Raw genomic sequence first — 25,925 nt, 5'->3', positions numbered from 1 at the left:
CTTTTATGGATACATATAGGAGGATGTTTTATGCTGGATAATATGACCGTTGACAGAATAATTAGTATTGCTTTGAAGGAGGATTTGGGCTGGGGTGACGTAACAACTGACTCCACCATACCTGCAGAGACCGTGATAAAGGGAAATTTTACAGCAAAAGCAGAGGGAATAGTCTGCGGCATAGAAATATGCAGGAGAGTATTTGAAATAGTTGACAAGAGCATCGAGTTCCAAGCTTTTATGAAGGATGGTCAGAGAGTTTCCAAGGGAGATGTCATAGCCGCTATTAGTGGTAATGCCAGAGGTATTTTAAAAGGTGAAAGGACTGCTCTGAACTTTTTCCAGCGGATGTCTGGAATAGCTACAATGGCTGATAAGTTCAGTTCCAGAACCACCGGTTATAAGGCCAGGATTGTTGATACGCGCAAAACTGCTCCCGGTCTCAGGATCTTGGATAAATACTCTGTAAAGGTCGGAGGAGGTTTTAACCATAGGTTCAATCTTTCCGATATGGTGCTCATAAAGGATAACCATATAAAAGCGGCAGGAGGCATAACCCCTGCAGTAGCAGAGGCTAGAAAGAATGTATCCCATACACTGAAAATAGAAGTGGAAGTGGAGTCCATAAAGGAGCTTATGGAGGCTATTGATGCAGGAGCGGATATAGTAATGCTGGATAACATGACGCTGGATATGATGAGTGAGGCTGTAAGCATTGCCAAGGGAAGGGTACTGCTTGAAGCTTCAGGTAATATGGCGCTTGAGGGTGCAAGAAATGTCAGGGCTGTCGCTGAGACAGGAGTAGACATAATTTCTGTAGGTGCACTTACAAATTCTGTCGAAGCTTTAGATATTAGCCTAAGGTTTTTATAGAGCAAACAGCTTTAGAATAGTCTGCTTTTGTTTAAGCAAACTATTCTAAAGCTATTCTTTTTTCAGGAATCCTTTTTTCTGGGGATTCATTATGTTAGAATAGTAATGGAATATAACATATGCCCTGTATAGAATCCGTTTCTAGCAGCAGGGCACAACATCAAGGATGTGCGTTATTAACATTTTGATTGAATAGAAGTCTGTTATGTTAATAAGCACTAAATAGAGGTGATATATTGAGTAATGTATACAGTATTACATCGGTAATACTTGCCGCCGGAGAAGGTAAGAGGATGTACTCCAAGGTTCCCAAGGTATTGCACAAGGTATGCGGAGCCCCTATGGTAGAGCATGTGATAAATTGTGCCCGCAAGCTTGGCGATGCTGAGCCTGTTGTAGTAATAGGCCATGGAGCAGATCAGGTCAGTAAAGCAATATCAGGCGTGAAGTTCGTAATGCAGGAAAAGCAGCTTGGTACCGGTCATGCGGTCATGCAGGCAGAGAAGTATATTATTGATGGGGATATACTTATACTATATGGTGATACACCGCTCCTCAAACCGGAAACCCTTATGGACATGCATGAAATTCATAGGGCAGAGGGTTACAGTGCGACAATACTGACATCCGACATGGAAGATCCGACTGGATATGGGAGAATTGTCAGAAACGGCGAGAATCTTGTAGAAGCGATTGTCGAGGAGAAGGATGCAGACAGAAGTACAAAGCTAATAAAAGAGATCAATTCGGGGATATATTTCTTTAATGGGAAAGAGCTTAGGGAAGCGTTGAAGTATTTGAACAACAACAATGCCCAGGGGGAATACTATCTTACTGATGTTATAGGCATTATGCGTAAAAAGGGACTTCTGATTGGAGCCTATAAAATTAAGGACACTGAAGATATAATGGGTGTCAATAATAGGTATCAGCTTAATGAGGTCAATGAAATCATGCGAGGCAGGATAGCAAAGAGGCTCATGCTGGAAGGGGTAACTATAATAGACCCCAAGAACACTTATATAGAGACTTCTGTAAAGATAGAGCGGGATGTAACTATATATCCAGGCTGTATACTTGAGGGAGAAACACTGATTCAAGAGGACGCTGTAATAGGTCCTAATACAAGAATAAAAGGTGGCAAAATAGGAAAAGGTGTAAGCGTACAGTACTCAATAGTACTTGAAAGCTCCATAGGAGAAGGCACCTCGGTAGGTCCTTTTGCATATATAAGACCGGGCAACAAAATTGGAAAGCATGCTAGAATAGGCGATTTTGTCGAAATGAAGAATTCCAACTTTGGTGACCATTCAAAAGCTTCCCACTTAACTTATGTAGGTGATGGAGATGTGGGCAGCAATGTAAACCTGGGGTGTGGTGTAGTATTTGTGAACTATGATGGTAAGAATAAGAACAGGACATATGTAGGGGACAATTCCTTCATAGGCTGCAATGCAAACCTAATTGCACCGGTCAGGATAAACACAAATTCATATATTGCTGCTGGCACTACAGTGACAAAAGAAGTGCCGCAAGACAGTCTGGCCATTGGAAGGGTAAGACAGGAGAACAAAGAGGGCTGGGTAGTCGAAAGAGAAAACAAATAATATTTTGGGAGGTTTCTGTTGAAATGAATGTACATGGAAAGAGCATAAAAGTCCTTAATTGCAATGCCAATAAAGAATTGGCTAAGGATATAGCCTTCAATCTTGGCATACCTGTGGGAGATGCTCAAGTAAGTACTTTTAGCAATGGGGAGATAGGGGTAGGCATAAACGAGTCCATTAGAGGTGCAGATGTATTTGTGGTTCAGTCCACCAGCACCCCTGTAAATGATAATCTTATGGAGCTCTTGATAATGATTGATGCATTGAAGAGAGCTTCAGCAGGCAGAATCAATGCGGTAATACCTTTTTATGGTTATGCAAGACAGGACAGAAAGTCCAAGTCCAGAGAGCCTATTACTGCAAAGCTGGTTGCCAATCTGATAGAAGCAGCAGGTGCTGACAGGGTTATCACAATGGATTTGCATGCTCCACAGATTCAGGGATTCTTTGATATTCCTGTAGATCATCTGTATGCAGCGCCGCTTATTGTAAACTATTTCAGAAACAAAAAGCTCAATGATATAGTTGTAGTTTCTCCGGATGTTGGTGGGGTTACAAGGGCTAGATCTCTTGCCACCAAGCTTGACGCTCCGTTGGCTATAATAGATAAAAGAAGGCCAAAGCCAAATGTATCAGAGGTTATGAACATCATAGGCGATATTGAGAACAGAGACTGTATAATAATTGATGACATAGTAGATACAGCAGGCTCCATAGTAAACGCTGCAAAGGTGCTGAAGGATATGGGGGCCAAGGACATTTATGTTGCTTGCACACATCCTGTTTTGTCAGGACCTGCCTTTGAACGTATTCAGGATTCGGTAATAAAGGAACTGATAGTGACAAATACTATACCGCTGCCTGCCAACAAGCCGGTGGACAAGATAATAGTATTGTCGGTTGCATCGTTGTTTGCAGAGGCTATAAAGAGAATATATGAAGGTTTATCCTTGAGCAAGCTGTTTGATTAATCAAAGTTAATTATATTGAACGCGCATGGGAATTTACACTGGGTATAGCGCGAATTCAATAACTATAAAGGAAATGTTTGCGCGAAATATGAATAATCTATGAAAGATGTTTTTCGCGAAACAAATACTTCGGAGGTTTTTATGTATCTGATTGTAGGTCTGGGAAATCCCGGAGACAAATATAGATATACAAAGCATAATACAGGCTTTATGGTGCTGGACTACTTTGCCTCCGCCCATAACATCAGCATCAGTAAGACTAAACACAAGGCTGTGCTGGGAGAAGGCTCGATAGGACAAGAAAAAGTGGTTCTTGCAAAGCCGCAGACCTATATGAACCTGAGCGGTGAAAGCGTGCAGGAGCTTATGCACTGGTACAAGGGTGAAATATCCAAACTCATAGTAATATATGATGATGTGGACCTTTCTGTAGGCAAGATAAGGATAAGGCCCGAGGGTAGCTCAGGCACTCATAATGGAATGAAATCGATAATATATATTCTTAATACAGACAAGTTCCCGCGGATTAGAGTAGGTATTGGCAGGCAGCCGGAGTACATGGATCTGGGGGATTATGTCCTGAGCAAATTCACAGATGAGGAAATACCCTTGATGGAGGAGGCTGTGAAAAAGTCAGCTCTGGCAATCGAGGAAATAATTAAAAATGATATAAGCTCGGCGATGAACAAGTATAACAAGGAAAAATAATTGGAAGCTCTTGAGAATAGTCCTTTTTTAAAAGGGCAAGACTCCAATAGGAATGTTCGAATAAGTATGAGGTCGATATATAATATATCCGACCTCAATATTCTTTAGGTACCCTTTCCCGGGAGGTGAAAACTTGAGTATTGATAACATGCTGAAGCCGCTTTACGAAATGGAAGAGCTTAATGAACTGCTCTCGTCTCTTGAAGCAAATCTGAATGTAATAGAGGTCTATGGGATTTCCGACACTCAGAAAGCAATAACTGCAGCATTGGTATGCAGACATTTTAAAAAACCATGCCTTTTTATTACCCATAATGATTTGTTGGCGAAAAAGGTTTATGAGGATATTTCTTTTTTTGATGCGGACATGGCAGCTTTAATGCCCAGCAGAGAGTTGATATTTCGAAGAATTGATGCAAGAAGTAATGAAGTTATGCAAAACCGTTTAAAGACTTATGATGATATAATTAACGGCAAGAACAGCATTATATGTGCTTCTATAGAGGCATTACTTCCTAAAGCAGTGTCTCCGGAGCTGTTTGTATCAATGGCGAAGGAGCTGTCTGTAGGAGATACGGTATCGATAGAGGAAATGAAGGAATATTTCATAAAGGCTGGATATGAGCGTATTGACATGGTGGAGGGAAAAGGGCAGTTCTCCATTAGGGGAGGAATTATAGATTTCTATTCTCCAATACATCAGAATGCTGTCAGGGTTGAGCTTTTTGATGACGAGATTGATTCAATACGATACTTTGATGTGTTAACACAGCGGTCAGTGAGCAAAGCAAAGGAAATAAGGATTACTCCTGCGAGAGAATTCATTGTGTCAAAGGAGGACTTCTATACAGCTGCGGAAAACTTACAGGCAGAGCTCTCTGGAAGACTCAGAACCTCAGGGGGCGACCGTAAGAAGAAAGCTTCTGACATAAAGGTGAAGGAGAGAATATCTGAGGATATAGAAAAGCTCAAGCAGGGCATACATTTTGAGGGGATTGAGAAATATTCACCATATTTTTCAGGCAAGGATTTTAGTCTTATAGATTATTTGAAGGATTGCATAATTTTTATTGATGAGCCTACCAGGGTAAAGCAGCGCTGCGAGACCATAGGGCTTGAGTTCCAGGAGCATTTCAACCAGCTGTTAGAGGATGGAGAAGTTCTTCCGGGACAGTTTGACTCCTTATTTACCTACGAAAATATTCTATTAAGGATGCAGGATAGTAGAAGAGTCTGCCTGGACGCCTTGTATAAGAGCAGCAGTGATTTTAATCCTCAAAGAACCATAAGTATTACAAGCCGCTCAATGCATCCCTTCCATGGGAAGCTGAACATGCTTATGGAAGAGATTGATGTATGGAAAAAACGCAAGTATAAGGTTTTGATACTTGCGGGAGCCAGGGAAAGAGGCTTGCGCTTGGCTTCCGATCTTAGGGACAGGGATGTAGATGCAGTATACAAGGACGAGCTTGACATCGAGCTGAAGGAAGGGCATATAATCATTCTGCCCGGTATATTAAACAGCGGCTTTGACTTCCCGTCTATCAAGTATGCTGTGATAAGCGATAGAGAAGCATTCGGAATCAAACGGAAGACTGCTGACAAGAAAAAAGGCAAGGCTATAGATGTATTTACTGATCTTAAGGTTGGGGATTTCGTGGTGCACGAGAACCACGGAATAGGACAGTATATAGGCATAGAGAAGCTGAAGATAGACAATATGGTCAGAGACTATCTGCACATCAGATATTCCGGAAATGATAAGCTTTACATACCCACAGACCAGCTGGACATGATACAGAAGTACATCGGAGCGGAGGACAAGGGTCCCAAGCTGAACAAGCTGGGCGGCGCTGAGTGGGTGAAGGTTAAAGCAAAAGCCAAGAAAGCCATAGAAGTTATGGCTGTGGACCTTCTGAAGCTCTATGCGGAAAGACAGCAGGCTGTCGGTTTTACATTTTCTGAGGATACAAGGTGGCAGAAGGAATTTGAGGATATGTTCCCTTATCAGGAGACCCAGGATCAACTGCGCTGCATCGAAGAGATAAAGCAGAGTATGGAGGATCCAAGGGTAATGGATAGGCTCCTGTGCGGGGATGTTGGATATGGCAAGACAGAGGTTGCCCTTAGGGCAGCCTTCAAGTGCGTCATGGATGGCAAGCAGGTCGCAATATTGGTGCCCACTACTATATTGGCGCAGCAGCATTATAACACCTGTGTGCAGAGGTTTTCCAATTTTCCGGTCAATATTGACGTTTTATCCAGATTCAAGACCCACGCAGAGCAGAGTAAAGTAGTTGCCAATCTCAAGAACGGCAATGTGGACATATTAATAGGCACTCACAGGCTTTTGCAGAATGACTTGCTGTTCAATGACCTGGGACTTTTGATAATAGATGAAGAACAAAGATTCGGGGTTGCACACAAGGAGAAAATCAAGAGCCTGAAAAAGAATGTGGATGTGCTTACACTCACTGCGACGCCAATACCAAGAACACTGCATATGTCGCTTATAGGCATAAGGGACATCAGCATAATTGAAGAGCCTCCGGAAGAAAGGTATCCTGTTCAGACTTATGTGATGGAGCATAATGATGAGATTATAAGAGATGCGATATCCAAGGAAATTGGAAGGGGAGGGCAAGTGTATTACCTGCACAACCGTGTGAGAAGCATACAGAAGGTTGCGGCGAAGATCAAGGAGATGATACCGGAAGCTCGGGTGGCTGTTGCACATGGGCAGATGGATGAAAAGACTCTTGAGGATACTATGCTGGACTTTTATAATGCTGAATATGATGTGCTGGTCTGTACAACTATAATAGAAGCAGGGCTGGATATACCGAATGTAAACACTATAATAATAAGCGATGCGGATAAGATGGGTTTATCTCAGCTTTACCAGCTTAGAGGAAGAGTTGGCCGTTCCAATCGGCTTGCATATGCATATTTCACATATCAAAGAGATAAGGTACTGAACGAAGTTGCTGAAAAGAGACTTCAGGCCATAAGAGAATTCACTGAATTCGGTTCAGGCTTTAAGATAGCCATGAGGGACTTGGAAATCAGAGGAACAGGGAACTTGTTGGGCAGGGAGCAGCATGGGCATATGGAGGCCATAGGCTACGATCTTTATATAAAGCTTCTGGAGGACGCTGTAAGAGAGCTTAAGGGTGAAGCGGTTACTGAAAGTATCGATACCTCAATAGAGCTTCAGGTAAGTGCCTTTATTCCGGAAAGCTATATAACGGACGAGAATCAGAAAATCGAGATATACAAGAAGATTGCATATATTGGGAGTCATGAGGATCTTTTTGATATAGAAGAAGAGATTGAGGACAGATTCGGTGATTTGCCGGAGGTGGTAAGAAATCTTCTGGGCATATCTTATATAAAGCATTTGGCTCGAAAATGCGGGATAGTATCTATAGCTCAAAAGAAAAATAATATCATAGTAAAATTCAATACCGACAAAAGCATCAAACCCGAGACCGCAATCAAAGTGGCAGGGGAGTATATCAACAGACTGCTTTTTACTGCAAGCGGACAGCCATATTTTACGATAAGGATAGACGAGGATAAACCTGATGAGAATATCAAGTTCTTAAAGGAGTTCTTAGAAAAAATTAGTAGTTTCCAGAATGAATCATATAAGGTATAATTACTTAATGATGCCATTAGTGGCAATAATGATTTAAATTACAAGTAGGGGAGCGATGGAAAATTGTTTAACAAAAAGTATAAACTGCTTCTGGTGTCCTTAACATTTGTCGTCCTGGCAGCATTTCTTGCCGGCTGCGGTATGGTAAGGGTAAATCCTGAAGTTGACAATAACACGATAGTAGCAAAGGTCTCTGGTGAAGCAATCAAAAAAGAGGAATTCAACAAGATGTTTGGAATTTTCAAAGCTCAGTATGAGCAGCAGTTTGGCACTGACGTATGGGAGCAAGAGGTTGACGGAAGAAAGTTCGATGATGTTGCCAGAGAAAAGCTTTTGGATATGCTGATTGATGAAAAACTGCAGATGAAGAAAGCCGCAGAGCTTGGAATTACTGTAACTGATGATGAAGTAAACAGTGAAGTTGAAAAAGCCAAGAAGTATTTTGACTCAGAAGAAAAATTCAATGAGTTCTTGAAGGGACAGAGCATGGACCTTGAATATTTCAAGCAATCAGTAAAGAAGGAGCTTACAGTCAACAAGCTTACGGATAAGCTCACTGGAAATATTGCAGTGACCGATGAAGAGGTAAAGGCTTATTATGATACTCACCAGAATGAATTTTTAAGTGTTAAGGCCAGCCATATTCTGCTTGATACCAAGGAAGAAGCCGAAAAGATGCTTGTAAGGGTAAAAGCAGGAGAGAACTTCAATGAATTGGCAAAGCAGAATTCAAAAGACCCCAGTGCTAAAGAGAATGGTGGAGATCTTGACTACTTCAGACACGGAGACATGGTAGAGCCTTTTGAAAAGGCGGCATTCGCATTAAAGCCAGGTGAAATCAGTGAAATCGTGCAGACTGATTTCGGCTTCCATATAATAAAGGTTGAAGACAGCAAGCTAGATAAGTTCGAGGACGTTAAGGAACAGCTTAAAGGAAGCATGCTGAGCGATAAGAAAAGCGGGGAATATGAAAAGGTTCTCGAAGAAATGAGAAAGAACGCTAAAATAGAAAAGTTCGTTAAAAATTTAAAGTAATAAAAAGCGCAACTCCGTCACTCAATTAGAGGACGGAGTTGTTTTTTTATATAGAAGGCTTTTTTACCTTGAATTGGCTTGACAACTCATTTGACACTGTACTTTATTTATTATCTATAATTTACAAAATTGTGTATAAAAAAATGTAGTTGGTAAAATAATAACAACTACAGACACTTATGTAAATCAAAAAAAGGAGGGTATAAGTTGAAAGCAACCGGAATCGTAAGAAGAATAGATGACCTTGGAAGAGTTGTAATACCGAAAGAAATAAGAAGAACTCTACGTATAAGAGAAGGAGATCCGCTGGAAATATTTACAGATAGGGAAGGCGAAGTTATACTTAAAAAATACTCCCCAATAGGTGAACTAAGCGATTTTTCAAAAGAATATGTAGAGTCGCTGCATAGTACTTTGGATCACATCACTTGTATAGCTGATAGGGATAACATTATTGCGGTTGCAGGTGTGCCAAAGAAAGAACTGCTGGATAAAAGAGTCAGTGCTTCTTTGGAAAAGATAATGGAAGACAAGGCAACAGTCCTCTTGAGTCTAACCGGAGAAAACAAGATGATTAACATAGCTGCTGATGAGGAAGGCACACCTAAATATACTGCGGGCGTTGTAGCACCAATAATGACTCAAGGTGATTCTATAGGAGCAGTCTTAGTACTTTCTAAAGATCCTAATATACAGATGGGTGAACTCGAAGTCAAAATATCGGAAACTGCAGCCAGTTTTCTAGGAAAACAAATGGAGCAGTAATGAAGGTTTGACAAAAGTAGTAGTCTTAAAGGCTGCTACTTTTTTGTTTTTGTTCTACTACACTCTATTAATGTATATTTTTAAATGGTAGGGTTAATAATGCAGGTTAAAGCTGGTGTGTTATGAACACTTTGCAAATATGCTATATAAAGCCCTTCATTTGTGATAAAATAGTAATGTTTGAAGAGCTATATGAATCATAACTAGCGGCAGAAATCTAAACTATGGCTTTTAATATTTTAGGGTAAGTTATTTTGGGGAGGTCGCAAATGAGTTCTAGAAAACAATCATTTATTAAAGGGGCTGCGATACTTGCAGTGGCAGGTATGATATCAAAGGCTTTAGGGGCCATATACAGGATACCTTTGGGCAGGATAATAGGCTCTGAAGGTATGGCTTACTACCAGACTGCGTATGACCTATACATATTGATGCTCACTATTTCTGCATATTCGATACCAATTGCAATATCCAAGCTGGTATCGGAAAAAGTCGAGCTTGGAAGACGTGACGAAGCACACAAAACCTTCAAGGTTGCACTTGGACTGATAGGCTTCTTGGGGATAACGCTGTCTGCTGTATTGTTTTTCAACGCAGAGAGCTTTGTAACATCAGTTAAGAATCCGGGAGCATACCTTGCTGTTCTTTGTGTTGCTCCTGCGGTATTCACAGTATCTTTAAGCGGAGCATTCAGAGGTTATTTCCAAGGCATGCAGAACATGACACCCAGCGGCATATCTCAGGTAACTGAGCAGATTGCCAGAGTGGCATTTGGCTTCGTACTCGCGATAATGTTTCTGCCATTGGGATTCCAAGCTGCAGCCGGAGGAGCAGTGTTCGGAACTACTATTGGAGGACTTGCAAGCTTTCTCACTCTGATATATATCTATAGAATGAAGAGAAGTGAAATAAAACTAGGCATCAGCGGTTCGGGCAATCTTAAAATGGAGTCCGCTGCAAGTATAGCTAAGAGGATTCTTGTATTCGCAGTACCAATAACTATTGGTGGAAGCATCATGCCTGTTATGACAGTACTTGATACATTCATAGTCATGGATAGACTGCAATCTGCAGGCTTTTCCCTAGAGGCAGCCACCAGCCTGCTTGGACAGCTTAAAGGAATGGCAGGAGCTTTTGTTAATGTACCGCAAGTGTTCACGATAGCACTGGCAGCAAGCCTTGTACCAGCAATATCCGAATCCATAGCAAGGAGTGATTTTGCTGGAGCCACCAGAAAATCAGAGTTAGCTATCAGAGTAAGCCTTATTATTGGGCTTCCTGCTGCTTTTGGACTTTTTATACTTGCAGGTCCAATAATGAAGCTTATGTATCCGGCAGAGCCGGCTTCCCTCGGTATGGTGCTGCAATACGTTTCAATGTCAGTAATTTTCCTGACTTTGGTGCAGACTATGACTGGAATATTGCAGGGCATGGGCAAGGAGAGAATACCGGTAGTAAACCTGGTAATCGGGGCTCTGGTTAAAGTTGTAATAAGCTATACCTTGACTTCAGTGCCGGCTATCAATATCAGAGGTGCGGCATTAGGTACCGTATGCGGCTATGCAATCTCAGCAATATTGAACCTGTCTGCAATAATGAGATATCAGAAGTCCAGTATGAGTTTGGTCAAAATTATATTAAAGCCTTTAATAGCAACAGGCGCAATGGTTGCGACCGCATTTTTCACCTATAGGCTGGTATTCGAATTATTGGAGAGTAACGCAATGGCAACACTTATAAGCATTGCTTTAGCCGCTTTGATATATGCAATAGTCCTAATCCTCATAAAAGGCATTGCCACAGAAGAACTGGAAATGGCTCCCGGAGGCAAAAGGCTTTCAAGCGTTTTGAAGAAAAAAGGACTGCTATAAAATATTTGGTTCGAGGTTCGAGGTGCGGGGTGTAGGGAACGGTGCCCTCACCGTTCCGGTGTAGCGGCGAACAGTGTTCGCCTGTATAAAGCAAAAGAGAAGGAGCGAATATCAAATATGCCAAAGATAACTATTGTGGGACTGGGGCCTGGTGACTATAGGCAGTTGAGTCTGGAAGCCCTTGAAATCTTAAAAGGTGCAGAAACCTTGGTGCTGAGGACGGAAAAGCATCCTTTAGTAGACCGTATCAGAGAAGAGGGAATTAGTTTTACATGCTGTGATGATATTTATGACAGTGGGGAATCCTTTGATGAGACCTATGAGAGGATAAGCGAGCGTATAATAAGCCTATGCATTGAAAAAGGCCAAGTAGTATACGCCGTACCGGGGCACCCCCTTGTTGCTGAAAAAAGTGTGGAGCTTATTTCGGCAAAGGCTGGAGAGAAAATCCAAGTGAGAATAATTCCTGCACTTAGCTTTATAGACGTAATATTAAGCACCCTGAAGATAGATCCGGTCAATGGTTTGAAAATCATTGACGGCTTGAGCATCAAAGTTCAGAAACCTGATAAGAGATGCGGAAACATCATCACACAAGTATATGACAGGCTGGTAGCTTCTGAAGTAAAGCTAGAGCTTATGGATTACTACAAGGATGATTTTGAAATCTGTGTCATAAGGGCAGCAGGGGTGGAAGGCATGGAGCGTATTGTAAGGATACCGCTTTATGAGCTTGATAGATTGGAATGGGTTGATTACCTCACAAGCGTCTATATACCACCTGCACTAGAAGGGGCCAAATACAAGAGCTTTGACGACCTGGTGGATCTTATGGAAAGCTTGAGAGGCCAGGAAGGCTGTCCATGGGATAAGGAGCAGACGAGAGAGTCCTTGAGACCGTACCTTCTTGAGGAAACCTATGAGGTGTTGGATGCTATCGAGAAGGACGAACTTGACTTAATAGTTGAGGAGCTTGGAGATTTGCTGCTGCAGGTTGTGTTTCACGCACAAATAGCCAGAGAAGACGGAGAATTTGATATCAATGAAGTAATCACCAATATAGTAAACAAATTGATTATAAGGCATCCTCATGTGTTTGGGGACATCAAGGCAACTAGTGAAAGCGGTGCGTTAAAGAGTTGGGAAGCATCAAAGCGCAAACATAAAGGAATTGATACGTATACGCAGACGCTTGTGGATATACCTGAAATCCTGCCTGCATTGATGAGAGCATACAAGGTTCAGCAAAAAGCAGCTTTGGCAGGCTTTGACTGGGACAACATAGAAGACGCATTCTCAAAGGTTTATGAGGAAGCAGAAGAGGTCAGGGAAGTATATAAAACCGGTGAAACAGCCATAATAGAAGGAGAAATCGGAGATTTACTGTTCTCTGTTGTAAATGTTTCAAGGTTTTTGAAAATACAACCTGAGCTCGCACTTAGAACCACCACGGAGAAATTTATAAAAAGATTTAGGTATATTGAGGAAACAGCCTTGCAATCAGGGAAAAAACTTGATAGAATGAGCTTGCAGGAGATGGATAAGCTCTGGAATGAAGCAAAACAGCAAGTTTCTATAACTGATAGGAAAGTATAAGTTACCATAATGTACCACTTTCCGTGAATAAATTTCAAAAAAGAGCATCTTTAGCTGTCAAAATGCTTCAATATAAGCCTTTTTTACAAAAAAAGATGAAAAATAGCGAAAAAAAAGAAGGATTTTTGCGAATGAGGTAGAATATCCATAAACAGTAAATATTTCCTACAAAATAAAAAATGGAGGGAAAAATAATGAATAAATCAGATCTTATCAGCAAAATGGCTGAAAAAAGTGCAATGACAAAGAAGGATTCAGAAAAAGCTCTTAAAGCACTAATAGAAAGTGTTGAAGAAGCTCTTGCAAAAGGTGACAAGGTTCAGTTAGTTGGCTTTGGAACTTTTGAAGTTAAAGAAAGAAAAGCAAGAGTAGGCAGAAACCCAAGAACAAGAGAAGAAATCAAAATACCAGCATCAAAGGCTCCAATATTCAAAGCTGGCAAAGACCTTAAAGATCTCGTAAATAAGAAGAAATAAGTACATATTTAAGAAAAATCAGGCCGATGCGGCCTGATTTTTCACTATAAAGAGTGTGGGAAGTGATTTCATTGAGACTTGATAAGTACCTAAAGAACTCAAGACTGATAAAAAGAAGAACCGTAGCTAAGGATGCCTGCATAGGTGACAAGGTATATCTTAACGGTAAACAGGCTAAGCCAAGTGCCGAAGTGAAGGTTGGAGACATAATTGAGATTGTGTTCGGCGAAAAAAGCATAAAGGCAGAAATAGTAGACATATCCGCTAATGCAACTAAAGTAGCTGCTAAAGAAATGTACAGGATTATATAAAGATTGCGACGTTGTCGCATTCTTGTTGCGCGCTGCAAGCATAGGGTCACTTCTATGTGGTCCCGTTTCGTGTTTCGCGTGTTCTGGCAGGGCTTCGAAGCATTTCTGAATACTCGTAACGCGTAACGCGCAACTCGCAACCAGTATCGTCGTATTATTCTACTATTGTGCCGTTATAGTGAATTTATACATATTTGCAAGCTCCCAGCATATAAATATTATATATGTCTAGGGGGTTTTTTTATGGAAGAAAAGAAGCTGATAAAGTCAAAACCTCACAATATTACAATAGAAGGACGGGAAAAGCTGATAATCACCGGAGTCAGGGATGTAACCAGCTTTGATGACAATACGGTGGCATTGGATACTGAAGCAGGAGGCCTCACAATAAGAGGAACAGATCTGCATATTAACAGGCTGAGCGTCGATGATGGCAACCTTTTTATCGAGGGGTACATAATTTCTTGTGTATACAACGACAAAATAGATGTCAAAAAAACCGGCAGTTTTTTGAGCAACATATTCAAATGAAACTGAATATATATGTGCCCTGTAACAGTATTCGTATATAGCAGCAGGGCACAACATTAATGATGTGCATTATTAACATTTTGAATGATGAGAAATATGTTATGTTAATAAGCACTAGGGCAATTGTTCACTGTTCCCAAAACGGCATGGTTAATTACAGCTTGGCAATGTAGTTGACTATGCCGTTTATATCTCGAAAACCAGTTGTTGAGGAGGTCTTTCAGTGGAAACCGTTCAATTCCAGAGTTATGTGTTTTCTTATACAGTATATGGAGGAATACTCATAGGCGTTTTGTACGATATTTACAGGGTTTTAAAGGGGAAAAAGAGAAATGAAAGGCTGATTACCTCATTTTGGGATATGCTATTTCTCTTTTCGGTGTTTACGGTGGTTATATGGGCGGTTTTTTCCAGCAGCTACGGAGATATAAGATCTTATGTCTTCATAGGCTTTCTTGTTGGGTTTTATTTATATGAAAAGCTGCTTGGGAGGATTGCTGCAGGGGTATTCCTTTTCTTGTACAGGAATATCGCCAGCTTCTTTAAGAAAACCAATTGCATTGCTGCTTTGCCATTAAAGCTGCTATACTCCTTCCTGTGCCAATGCTACTATAGCCTTTCGAAATTTTTGGGCAGGAAAAAAATAAGGTTAAGAAAAGTGCGGAAATTGCCGAAACAAATAGTAGATGACTCAAGAAAATATTATAGTCTGATAGTGAAACGGAAAAATCGAAAAGGCAATTAAATTGCTTTTTAAAGCCTTATGTTAAAGGATTTTTTTTCCCACCGTCGAATATAAATATTTGCGGCACTTTGAGGTTACTGAAAATTTAGGTAATATATGAAATAATTGTACATACTATGTACTATATAGAATGCACTTAGGGCTAAGCATAGAGTGTGGATGTTGAATGTTGAGGGGATGCAGATGAAAAAGCGGAAGCTTAGGTTTAAAAATCTATTCATGGTCATTTTTATGGGTTATGCTGTGTTTACAATAATAAACCAGCAGTTTGCAATTTCTGAACTGAAGAAGTCCGAACAGGCCGCAGTTACGAAAATAGAAGCTGTTAAAAGGGATAATGATAAGCTGGTGGAAATGATCAATAATGCGACTTCAGCTGAATACATAGAGAAAATGGCAAGGGAACAGCTGGGCCTTGTCAAATCAGGGGAAAGGGTCTACATTGATCAGTCTTCTGCTGATAATAATATACAGAATAGGGATAATTAGGTACGATGTTGACAGCAGAAGGGTTTTAATATATTATATCCATAGCAGTTCTATTGCTTATTAAAGGAGGAGTATTTTTTATATGCCTATTGAGGAAGGTAAGGTAGTTGAAGGTGTAGTTTCGAGTATAACAAGCTTTGGGGCCTTCATTCAGCTGCCAGAGGGTAAAATGGGTCTGGTTCATATTTCAGAAATTGCAGATACTTATGTAAAGGACATTAAGCACTTTATTAAAGAAAAGGACAAGGTAAAGGTTAAGGTGCTATCTGTTGAAAAAAACGGTAAAATCAACCTTTCAATAAAGCAGGCCCAAGTGATTAAGAGAATAGTAAGGCCGATGGAGATTGATTGGGAGCAAGAGTCAAGGAAAAATCAGGGAAATTCATTCGAAGACCGCATTTCAAAATTCCTTAAGGAAAGCGATGAAAAACTTCAACAGCTTAAGAAAAATACTGACTCAAAACGCAACGGTGGTTACAGGAAAAGTGATGGTGGAGCGCAAAAGAGCTAATGCTATTTGACAATATTAAATTTTCAATAAACCGCAATAATTAAATAATTTATTTATAGCATAAATATACTGTCAGCAGGTCTGACAGTTTATTATTTGTTTAAACAAAATAAAAATGGAATAATAAAAGGAGAATCAAATGAAAAAAGTAGCTGCTATCGACATTGGTACAAACTCTATGAGATTAATGCTCTGTGAAATTGTAGGCAGCTCCATAGCAAAAAAAGAGAAGGAGCTCATTGTAACCAGGATAGGGAAGGATGTTTCAAAAACAGGACTGATAACAGAAAAGTCCTTTGTAAGAAATATTGATGCCCTGAAATACTTTAAGAACAAAGCTGACAGATACGGTGCACAAGAAGTATTCACAATAGCAACAAGTGCAGTGCGTGACGCATTAAATGGAGAGGCTTTTGCTGCTGACGCAAAGAGTCAGGCTGGAGTGGATGTCAGGATTATAAGCGGTGAGGAAGAAGCAGAGCTTGGACTGAAAGGCGTTATGAGTGAAATCGAGAACCCTCTTGAAAGCACACTTGTAATTGATATAGGAGGAGGAAGCACCGAGTTGGTGCTTGGCAGCAAGGATAAAATCGACTACTCCGTGAGCATTCCTGCCGGAGCGGTTAGAATGACCGAGCAGTTTGTTACATGCAACCCAATAAGCAATGAAGATACTGTAAATATGAAAAATAAGCTTAATGAGCTTTTTAAAGAGCCGTTAGAATATTTTAGCAAAAAAAGGATAGACAGGGTAATTGCTATCGGCGGCACTGCGACTACGGTAGCTGCTATATTTCACGGTTTGAGCATATATGATCCGGCAATTGTACATAATACAGTTATAAATATTGATTTTATCGATAATACCTTCAGGACGCTAAAGGATATGCCCGTCCAGGCCCGCTGTGATGTCAAAGGTCTGCAGAAGGAAAGAGCAGATGTGATGCCGGCAGGTATATACATATTGCATCATCTTATTGAAGGCTTGAAGAAAGATGACCTAATTATAAGTGAGAATGACAATCTCGAAGGAATCATAGCAAAGTATATTCTGGGCAAAGCCTGCCAATAAAAAACTTGATGGCTAAAAGGGTATTAATACCAGTAAAAAATGTATTGACGTTTGAAGGCAAAGACGATATAATAATATTTGTCGTTAAGACGCGGTATCAAGTTTTGAAAGCCGAAGTGGCGGAACTGGCAGACGCACAGGACTTAAAATCCTGCGGTCCTTACCGACCGTACCGGTTCGATTCCGGTCTTCGGCACCAAAAACATCGCGGGGTAGAGCAGTTGGTAGCTCGTCGGGCTCATAACCCGGAGGTCGTGGGTTCAAGTCCCTCCCCCGCAACCAAATAAAATTGATTTTTCAGAGCCTGCGCTACTTAGTGGTGCACACCGTCAGGTGACAGGCATTATATATATGGCGGCGTAGCTCAGCTGGCTAGAGCATTCGGTTCATACCCGACAGGTCGAGAGTTCAAATCTCCCCGCCGCTACCATATTGTTTATAACACTCAGACTTAGGTCTGAGTTTTTTAGTTTTTTGAGATTATAGATTCTATGAAACAGATACTTTGTCACTAATTTTAAAGAGTGACAAAGTATCTGTTTCAAGAATATTGAAATAATGTTATAATAAGTACAGATATAATGTCACTGTATGCAAAAGGTGACATTATATCTAATCAATGCATTGATCGGGGTGATGGACTTGACTGACAGATTGAAAATTGAACAGATTAAGGAAGCATTTTACTCTAGAGAAATAATTAAGAGAAATGAACTTAAGGAATTCTATCAGAATTTCTATCCAGAGCTTAAAGAGACAACCTTTAGATGGATGCTTTATGATTTAAAGAAGAAAAAGGTAATTTCAGCACTAGATAGGGGGATCTTTACATTATATGATTGCCTTGATAACAACACGATAATGATTAAAAACAAAATATATCAGCCGGCAATTTCGCAGAAATTAGAAGATGTGTATTCAAGGCTGAGAAAACAGTTCCCTTATCTGGATGCATGCGTTTGGGAAACAAGTTGGTTGAACGAGTTTATGGTGCATCAGCCGGGTAGATTTTTTACTATTATTGAGGTTGAGAATGGCACAGAAGAGTCAGTATTTAATTATCTGAAGTCTGAATTTGAAAATATATATATTAAGCCAACATATAAGGAATTGGAACGGTATGTATTTGAGAGTAAAGATAGTATGGTAATAAAAAAGCTGATTTCGCAGGCACCTGTATCAAAAGGCATGTCTATAACTATACCCAGAGCAGAGAAGATTCTTGTTGATTTATTTGCTGAAGAAGATTTCTTCTACCCATATCAAGGGCAGGAACTTATCAATATATTTGAGAACATGTTCAGGTATTATAAAGTCTCATTTTCAAACTTATATAGATATGCCGGAAGAAGAAAATGTAAAGATAGGTTGGAAGCCTTTATTGAAGGACAAACGAGTGTATTGAGATATTAATGAAAGGAAGACACATATGATACTTAAGGAGTCATATTCAGCAGAATGGATTTGTGGTATCCAACAGAAATACAAGAGTGATCCGATACTGATGGAGAAGGTTATATTTGCACTTACTCTTCTTGAACAGCTAAAAGTAAGTGGCTTGGATTTTATATTCAAAGGAGGGACTTCATTAATCCTTCTTTTAAGAGAGCTAAAACGATTATCAATTGATATAGACATTATTGTAACTCCTAAAAACAGGGATGCTATGGATGAGGTATTCAAAAAAGTTATAGATTTTGGAGTGTTTGAGGAATATGAAAAACACGAAAGGAATATGCATGGAGACATTCCAAAAGCACATTATAAGTTCAATTATCATTCCAAAATATCAAACAAAACAGAGTATATACTTCTTGATATCCTGTATGAAGAAAATTTATATTTGCAGACTATTAATGTGCCGGTGTACTCTCAACTTTTACAGATGGATGCTGGAAGAACAGAAGTTAAAGTTCCTACAATAGACTGTATTTTAGGGGACAAGCTTACTGCATTTGCCCCTAACACAACAGGAATTAGATATGGTGTGAAAAAAGAATTGGAGATTATCAAGCAGCTCTTTGATATTGCTAATCTATTTGATATTGTTAAAGATGTAAATATCGTAAAAGGCACATTTGATAAAATAGTAGCTCAGGAAATTAAGTATCGAGGTATTAAATCGGATTCTGAATCAGTATTGAATGATATCTTTCATACAGCGACTGTCATCGCATACAGGGGCAAGAAGGAAACTGAGCATTATAATGAATTATTGGCCGGTATAAGCAAAATGAAACCTTATATATTTGGCTCATCCTTCAATCTTGACACGGCAATACAATGTGCATCCAAGGCAGCATATCTTTCAATGCAGCTAATTAATGATAAGACGGATATTAAAAAATTCAATGGGAATGAAGACATTGGGGCGTTAAGTATTAGTAATACTGAATTCAATAAGCTTAATAAGCTAAAGAAGACGGATATTCAAGCATTTTATTATTGGTTCAAAGCAGTCGAGTTATATGAAAGAGTACCTCTAGAAAAAAAGAAGCTTGTAATTGGACCAGGGACAGGTTTGACATTATAGCCCGATTGAGAGATCAGCAAGAAGTTTGATGAGTAATGGCGACTGATATACATTTCAATAATAGAATTCAAGGAGAGTGCAATAATGACATCACTTAACATCAACATAAATGAGAAAGCCAATCTTATATGGGCGATTGCAGACAAGCTTACAGGACCCTACAAACCGCATGAATACGGAGAGGTTATTTTGCCTCTTACTGTTATTCGACGTTTTGATTGCATATTAGAAAAGACGAAAGAAGCTGTTGTACAGAAAAATAAGGAACTTAATATTGTGGTTAAAGACCCGATTCTTCGTAAAGTATCCGGCTATTCGTTTTATAATGTCAGCCCCTTTACATTTAAAAAGTTACTTGATGATCCCGATAATATTGAGGCGAATTTTAAAAGCTATCTTAATGGTTTTTCTGAGAATGTCCGCAATATTATTGAGAGGTTTAAGTTTGATAATCAGATTAGCTATCTATCAGAGAAAAACCTTTTATACATTGTTCTAAAAGAGTTTACTGATCCAAAAGCTGATATGCACCCGGACAAGATTACTAACATTGAGATGGGATACATATTTGAAGAAATCATCCGCAGATTTTCAGAGGCTCATAATGAGGATGCGGGACAGCACTATACCCCAAGAGAAGTGATTGAACTTATGGTTAATATCCTTTTTGCGGAGGATAGTGATATATTGTCAGGCAACGCAATTGTAAAAACCATTTACGACCCTGCTTGCGGTACAGGGGGTATGCTCACAGTGGCAGAAGATCACCTAAGCCACCTTAACAAGAATGCACAGCTTATTTGCTTTGGTCAGGAGATCAATCCGCAGACATATGCAATTTGTAAGTCTGATGTTTTAATTAAGGGTGCAAATGCTGATTACATTAAAGAAGGTAATACGCTTTCGGATGATGTATTCAAGGAAGATAAATTTGATTATATCTTGTCGAATCCCCCCTTTGGAAGAGAATGGAAGAATGAAAAAGCTGTAATCGAGAAAGAACAAAAGCTTGGATTTGCCGGTAGATTTGGACCCGGAGTTCCAGCGATTGGTGATGGCCAAATGCTGTTTTTACTCACAGCCATTTCTAAGATGAAAGATGCAAAAGATGGTGGAAGTCGCATTGCAATTATTCATAATGGCTCACCACTTTTTACAGGCGATGCAGGAAGTGGACCTTCTGAGATTCGCAAATATATCATTGAGAATGACATACTTGAAGCCATAGTGGCTTTGCCTAACGATATTTTCTATAACACAGGTATTGCCACTTACATTTGGATTCTGTCGAATAAAAAAGCACCTCACCGCAGAGGAAAGGTACAGCTGATCAACGCAAATGAGATGTATGAAAAACGAAGAAAATCCCTTGGCAACAAGAGAAATGATATACCCAAGCATTATATTGATGAGATTACAAAAATCTATGGCAATTTCAAAGTAACAGAATTTAGCAAAATCTTTAATAATGAAGAGTTTGGCTATTCAAAAATTGTTGTTGAACGTCCGCTATTAGATGATAATGGGAAGCCTATTCTCAAAAAAGGTGAAAAGCAATCTGACAGCAATTTGAGAGATACAGAAAATGTACCCCTAACGGATGATATTGATAGCTATTTTGAAAGAGAGGTCTTGCCGTTTGTACCTGATGCATGGATAGACAGGAGTAAAACCAAAATAGGCTATGAGATACCTTTTACAAGGTATTTTTATAAGTACACTGCACCACAAGCTTCAAACGATATTATGGTAGAGATTATAGAGATTGAAAAGGAGCTTGACGGTACGCTAAAGGCGGTGTTTGAATAATGGGAAGAGCGATGAAGAATAGCGGTATTAAGTGGATTGGAGAGATACCGGAAGAATGGGAAGTTAGAAAGTTAAAATATTTGGGTGATTTAAGTGCAAATGGTGTTGATAAAAAAATTCAAGATGGAGAAAAACTATTCAAGTCAGTCCACTATATGAATGTATATAATAATAGTTTGTCTGAAATAAAAAATGGCGATGACTATTTAATTATTTCCGCAAACGGTGCAAAAGCAAACGGTTGTACATTGGAAAGAGGTGATGTTCTTTTTACAAATTCATCTGAGACACCAGAGGATATGGGACACTCAGCTGTAATTTACGAAAAATTATATAATACCCTTTTTGGATATCATCTTACTCGATTTAGACCCAAAATTGTAATATATCTACAGTTTGAAAAATACTTATTTGGGTCTTATTATATGAGAAAATGGTTTGAATATCGTTCTATTGGGATGACAAGATATGGTATTTCCTACAGTGATTTTGCTGAAGCGTTAATTATTCTCCCTACACTATCCGAGCAACAAGCTATTGCCAATTTCCTTGACCGCAAGTGCAATCTAATTGATAATACGATAGAAAAGCAAAAGGTGGTTATTGAAAAGCTGAAACTATATAAGCAGTCGGTAATCACTGAGGCGGTAACAAAAGGGCTTGACCCAACTGTTAAAATGAAACCTAGTGGCGTTGAATGGATTGGTGATATTCCTGAGGGGTGGGATATTAACAAGATTAAATTTGTGACTTCTAAAATTGGTAGCGGTAAAACTCCAAAAGGAGGTTCAGAAATATATAGTAGTACTGGTATAACATTTTTACGTAGTCAGAATATTCATAACGATGGATTAAGAGTTGATGATGTTGTCTTTATTTCAGACGAAATTGATGAAGAAATGTCAAATACTCGAGTATTAGGAAATGATATTTTATTGAATATCACTGGGGGTTCTATTGGACGAGCTTGTATTTATCCTATGACTATACAAAAAGCAAATGTTAACCAGCACGTTTGTATAATTCGCTCTATTGAAAATCTTGTAGACATTAAATTTTTGTATTATATAATTATTTGTGATATTGGAGCTACTGCCATAAATGTGTATCAATCAGGCGCAAATCGAGAAGGTCTAAATTTTGAGCAAATAGCAAATATTAATATACCATATCCAACACTAAATGAACAAATTGAAATATCAGAGTATTTAGAGGAAAAATGCTCCCAAATTGATAGTGTGATAGAACAAAAGAATAAACTATTAGAGAAACTAACAGACTACAAAAAATCCTTGATTTACGAATGTGTAACTGGTAAGAAGGAGGTTATATAAATGTCTGACTTTGACCATAGGGAGAAAAAACTTGAAGAGGCGATAGAGCATTATCTTACCACTGAGGGTGGATATATTAAGGGTGGTGTGAATTCTTATGATAAGGAACTCGCACTGGAACCTCATACGCTTTTGACCTTTATCAGAAATACTCAACCAAAAGAATGGGATAAGTATCAAACTATTTACGGTAGTGGAAGTGATAAGGCGTTTATAGACCGATTTTGTAAAGAAGTGCGACAAGTTGGCTTAATACATGCTCTAAGGAGAGGTGTTATAGACCGGGGCATAAAGTTTCATCTGGCTTTTTTTAAGCCTGAAACAGGTCTTAACGAGCAGACATTAAAGCTGTATGAGCAAAACATACTTTCCTGTACTCGCCAATTACATTATTCAAGCCGCAATAATAACTCCCTTGATATGGTGCTGTTTATTAATGGTATTCCGATTGTTACATTGGAACTGAAAGACCAATTTTCAGGACAAGATGCATCCGATGCTATAGATCAGTACAAATATGACCGAAGCCCGGTAGAGACGATTTTTGATTTTCCTAATCGTACTTTGGTGCATTTTGCAGTTGATCTTAAAGAAGTGTATATGACCACCCGGCTAGAAAGTGGCAACACCTATTTTCTACCTTTTAATCAGGGCTTGGGTGGTGCAGGTAATATTGGCGGAGCGGGCAACCCTGCACGTGAAGACAATTTCGCTGTTGCTTATCTGTGGGAAAATGCTTTATATAAAGACCGTTTGATGGAAATCCTTCAAAAGTTTGTACATCTCGAAAAGAAAACTAAAAAGGACAAGTCAGAGAAGAAAATTGAAAAGAAAAGTATTATTTTCCCTCGATACCATCAGCTAGATGTTGTTCGTAAACTGCTTTCAAATGTAAGAGAAAATGGTGCAGGTAGGAATTATCTAATACAGCATAGTGCAGGCAGCGGCAAATCCAATTCTATCGCATGGCTGGCTCATCGTCTTTCAGGGCTTCATAATGACAATAACGAAAAGATATTTAAGTCAGTTATCGTTATTACAGACCGAAAGGTACTTGATAATCAGCTGCAGGATACAATTTTTCAATTCGACCATAAGCTCGGAGTGGTTGAAAAGATAGACAAGGATTCAGCACAATTAAAAGATGCTATTAACGCTGGGAAAGCAATTATTATAACGACGTTGCAGAAGTTCCCTGTAATTTATAAAGACATTGTCGGTGGTAAAAACAATTTTGCAATAATTGTTGATGAGGCTCATTCCTCGCAGACGGGCGAAGCCGCAAAGAAGCTAAAAAAGGCACTGGCGGACACCGAAAGCATATTAGCAGAATATGCAAGAATGGAAAATGACGATGAAACTGCAAGAAAAGATGATGAGGATAAATTACTTGATGAACTTGCTGCACATGGTCAGCATAAGAACCTCTCTTTCTTTGCTTTTACAGCCACTCCAAAAGATAAAACCTTACAAATGTTTGGAGATAAGCAAGAGAACGGTAAGTTTAAGGCATTTCATAATTACTCAATGCAGCAAGCTATTGAGGAAGACTTTATTATTGATGTCCTTAAGAATTACACTACATATAATCACTATTTTGAAATAATAAAACAAGTTGAAGATGACCCTGAATTGGATAGCAGCAGAGGAGCGACAGCAATAAGAAGATTTGAATCTCTTCATCCACACAACCTCGCACAGAAAACCGTTATAATGGTTGAGCATTTTCGTTCTATCACTAAAAACAAAATCGGCGGAAGTGCGAAAGCGATGGTGGTTACTTCTTCTCGATTACATGCGGTGAGGTATTTACAGGAGTTTAGGCGATATATTAAAGACAAAAAATACGATGATTTGGATGTTTTGGTTGCCTTTTCCGGAGTAGTCAACGATGACGGAATGGAATATACTGAGGAAAAGCTAAACAAAACTGCAGATGGAAAAATTATTAAAGAAAAGCAATTGCCGGAGTATTTTAATTCTGATGAATTTAATATGCTTATTGTCGCTGAAAAATATCAAACTGGGTTTGACGAGCCATTGCTTCACACGATGTTTGTTGATAAGAAACTATCAGGGGTTAAAGCAGTACAGACCTTATCACGATTAAATCGTACGATGCCAAGTAAGGAGGATACTTTTGTACTTGATTTTGTAAATACTGCAGAAGAGATAAAAGAGGCGTTTGAGCCGTATTATCAAGGGACCATTTTATCAGAGGAAGCAAGTCCTAATATTATTTATGGCATTAAAAACACACTTGATGAATATCATTTGTGGCAGCAGTCCGAAATTGAAATTTTTGCAAAGATATATTATAAAACAGCCCAGCAGGAAATGCCCGACCTAGGCAAGTTAGCTGCTTCACTGCAACCGGCGCTTGACCGTTTTGCAGCAAAGGATACAAAAGATCAAGATGAGATAAAAACAGGGCTTGCACGCTTTGTGCGACTTTATGCGTTTATTACCCAGGTGTGCAGAATGTTTGATTTAGACATGCAAAAATTCAGTGTCTATGCTAAGTTTTTGCTCAAACTTATGCCAAAGGGTAAGCTTGATAAGATAATCGTTGATGACAAGGTGTTACTAGATAAATATAAACTTGAAAAAGATTTTGACGGTAAAATCACTATATATGAAAATCCTGAACTTTATGCACCAAAGGGGAACATTGGTGGCAAGGATAAGAAGAAAGAACCACTGTCGGTTATAATTGAAAAAATTAATGAACGGTTTGGTACAAACTTTTCTGAAATGGACAAGGTACTAGCACAATTAACCCAGGACTTTATGTCAGATGAACGGTTAGTGGATCTTGCTAAAAATAACCCGCAATCAACCTTTGAAAGAATATTTGAACAGCAGTTCAAGGATATTGCAGCACTACGATATGAACAAAACGAGGAGTTTTTCGTGAGAATGTTTAAAGATGAGGCATTTATGGCAGAGGTTATAAAATTTATGTTACCTGAGGTATATAGGAAGTTGAGGAAGAAGTCTTCATAGGGTATAAGCAAGAGATTGGCG

General features: G+C 39.2%; 21 protein-coding genes and 3 tRNA genes. All 24 read left to right on the top strand.

What is annotated here, in order from left to right:
• Positions 1-30 precede the first annotated feature (30 nt).
• Positions 31-873, top strand: a complete 843-nt coding sequence (gene nadC / locus VEB00_02740; GenBank protein HYF81931.1) for a carboxylating nicotinate-nucleotide diphosphorylase — start codon at positions 31-33, stop codon at positions 871-873.
• Positions 874-1,109: 236 nt separating this feature from the next.
• Positions 1,110-2,480, top strand: coding sequence for a bifunctional UDP-N-acetylglucosamine diphosphorylase/glucosamine-1-phosphate N-acetyltransferase GlmU (gene glmU, locus VEB00_02735; protein HYF81930.1), 1,371 nt, complete (start codon positions 1,110-1,112; stop codon positions 2,478-2,480).
• A gap of 23 nt (positions 2,481-2,503) precedes the next feature.
• On the top strand, positions 2,504-3,451 hold the full coding sequence (locus VEB00_02730) for a ribose-phosphate diphosphokinase (GenBank protein HYF81929.1): 948 nt from the start codon (positions 2,504-2,506) through the stop codon (positions 3,449-3,451).
• Positions 3,452-3,592: 141 nt separating this feature from the next.
• Entirely contained in the window at positions 3,593-4,159 is a 567-nt protein-coding gene (gene pth, locus VEB00_02725) for an aminoacyl-tRNA hydrolase (protein HYF81928.1), read from the top strand.
• 133 nt (positions 4,160-4,292) lie between these two features.
• A complete protein-coding gene (gene mfd, locus VEB00_02720; GenBank protein ID HYF81927.1) occupies positions 4,293-7,820 on the top strand; it encodes a transcription-repair coupling factor in 3,528 nt (1,175 codons plus the stop codon).
• A gap of 63 nt (positions 7,821-7,883) precedes the next feature.
• Complete coding sequence (locus VEB00_02715; GenBank protein HYF81926.1) at positions 7,884-8,855, top strand: peptidylprolyl isomerase; 972 nt, start codon at positions 7,884-7,886, stop codon at positions 8,853-8,855.
• A 207-nt stretch (positions 8,856-9,062) separates the two neighbouring features.
• Entirely contained in the window at positions 9,063-9,620 is a 558-nt protein-coding gene (gene spoVT / locus VEB00_02710) for a stage V sporulation protein T (protein ID HYF81925.1), read from the top strand.
• A 269-nt stretch (positions 9,621-9,889) separates the two neighbouring features.
• Entirely contained in the window at positions 9,890-11,491 is a 1,602-nt protein-coding gene (locus VEB00_02705) for a polysaccharide biosynthesis protein (GenBank protein ID HYF81924.1), read from the top strand.
• A gap of 117 nt (positions 11,492-11,608) precedes the next feature.
• A complete protein-coding gene (mazG, locus tag VEB00_02700; protein HYF81923.1) occupies positions 11,609-13,087 on the top strand; it encodes a nucleoside triphosphate pyrophosphohydrolase in 1,479 nt (492 codons plus the stop codon).
• Between the two features lie 194 nt (positions 13,088-13,281).
• Positions 13,282-13,563: an HU family DNA-binding protein gene (locus VEB00_02695; GenBank protein HYF81922.1), complete on the top strand. Its 282-nt coding sequence runs from the start codon at positions 13,282-13,284 to the stop codon at positions 13,561-13,563.
• A gap of 71 nt (positions 13,564-13,634) precedes the next feature.
• Positions 13,635-13,874: an RNA-binding S4 domain-containing protein gene (locus VEB00_02690; protein HYF81921.1), complete on the top strand. Its 240-nt coding sequence runs from the start codon at positions 13,635-13,637 to the stop codon at positions 13,872-13,874.
• Positions 13,875-14,117: 243 nt separating this feature from the next.
• The gene (yabP, locus tag VEB00_02685) at positions 14,118-14,405 is read left to right on the top strand and encodes a sporulation protein YabP (protein ID HYF81920.1); all 288 of its coding nucleotides are present in this window, start codon (positions 14,118-14,120) and stop codon (positions 14,403-14,405) included.
• A gap of 223 nt (positions 14,406-14,628) precedes the next feature.
• On the top strand, positions 14,629-15,150 hold the full coding sequence (gene yabQ / locus VEB00_02680; GenBank protein HYF81919.1) for a spore cortex biosynthesis protein YabQ: 522 nt from the start codon (positions 14,629-14,631) through the stop codon (positions 15,148-15,150).
• A gap of 183 nt (positions 15,151-15,333) precedes the next feature.
• Positions 15,334-15,639 (top strand): septum formation initiator family protein, encoded by a 306-nt coding sequence (locus VEB00_02675; GenBank protein ID HYF81918.1) that lies wholly within the window; start codon positions 15,334-15,336, stop codon positions 15,637-15,639.
• Positions 15,640-15,721: 82 nt separating this feature from the next.
• Entirely contained in the window at positions 15,722-16,150 is a 429-nt protein-coding gene (locus tag VEB00_02670) for a S1 domain-containing RNA-binding protein (protein ID HYF81917.1), read from the top strand.
• 139 nt (positions 16,151-16,289) lie between these two features.
• Positions 16,290-17,222, top strand: coding sequence for a Ppx/GppA phosphatase family protein (locus VEB00_02665; protein ID HYF81916.1), 933 nt, complete (start codon positions 16,290-16,292; stop codon positions 17,220-17,222).
• 110 nt (positions 17,223-17,332) lie between these two features.
• Positions 17,333-17,421: transfer RNA gene (locus VEB00_02660), tRNA-Leu, on the top strand.
• A gap of 7 nt (positions 17,422-17,428) precedes the next feature.
• Positions 17,429-17,504: transfer RNA gene (locus tag VEB00_02655), tRNA-Met, on the top strand.
• A gap of 71 nt (positions 17,505-17,575) precedes the next feature.
• Positions 17,576-17,652: transfer RNA gene (locus tag VEB00_02650), tRNA-Met, on the top strand.
• Between the two features lie 212 nt (positions 17,653-17,864).
• On the top strand, positions 17,865-18,635 hold the full coding sequence (locus tag VEB00_02645; protein HYF81915.1) for a DUF6577 family protein: 771 nt from the start codon (positions 17,865-17,867) through the stop codon (positions 18,633-18,635).
• 16 nt (positions 18,636-18,651) lie between these two features.
• Positions 18,652-19,755, top strand: a complete 1,104-nt coding sequence (locus tag VEB00_02640) for a nucleotidyl transferase AbiEii/AbiGii toxin family protein (GenBank protein ID HYF81914.1) — start codon at positions 18,652-18,654, stop codon at positions 19,753-19,755.
• Between the two features lie 84 nt (positions 19,756-19,839).
• Positions 19,840-21,564, top strand: coding sequence for a class I SAM-dependent DNA methyltransferase (locus VEB00_02635; GenBank protein HYF81913.1), 1,725 nt, complete (start codon positions 19,840-19,842; stop codon positions 21,562-21,564).
• Complete coding sequence (locus tag VEB00_02630; protein HYF81912.1) at positions 21,564-22,898, top strand: restriction endonuclease subunit S; 1,335 nt, start codon at positions 21,564-21,566, stop codon at positions 22,896-22,898. Before VEB00_02635 ends, VEB00_02630 begins: the two co-directional genes overlap by 1 nt.
• Positions 22,899-25,904 carry a type I restriction endonuclease gene (locus tag VEB00_02625; protein HYF81911.1) on the top strand — a complete coding sequence of 1,002 codons (3,006 nt, stop codon included), beginning with the start codon at positions 22,899-22,901 and terminating at the stop codon, positions 25,902-25,904.
• Positions 25,905-25,925 lie beyond the last annotated feature (21 nt).

Source organism: Clostridia bacterium, assembly GCA_035628995.1.
Lineage (GTDB): Bacteria > Bacillota > Clostridia > Lutisporales > Lutisporaceae > BRH-c25.
The sequence above is the reverse complement of the archived record's forward strand: the minus strand, read 5'-3'. Positions and strand labels throughout refer to the sequence as shown.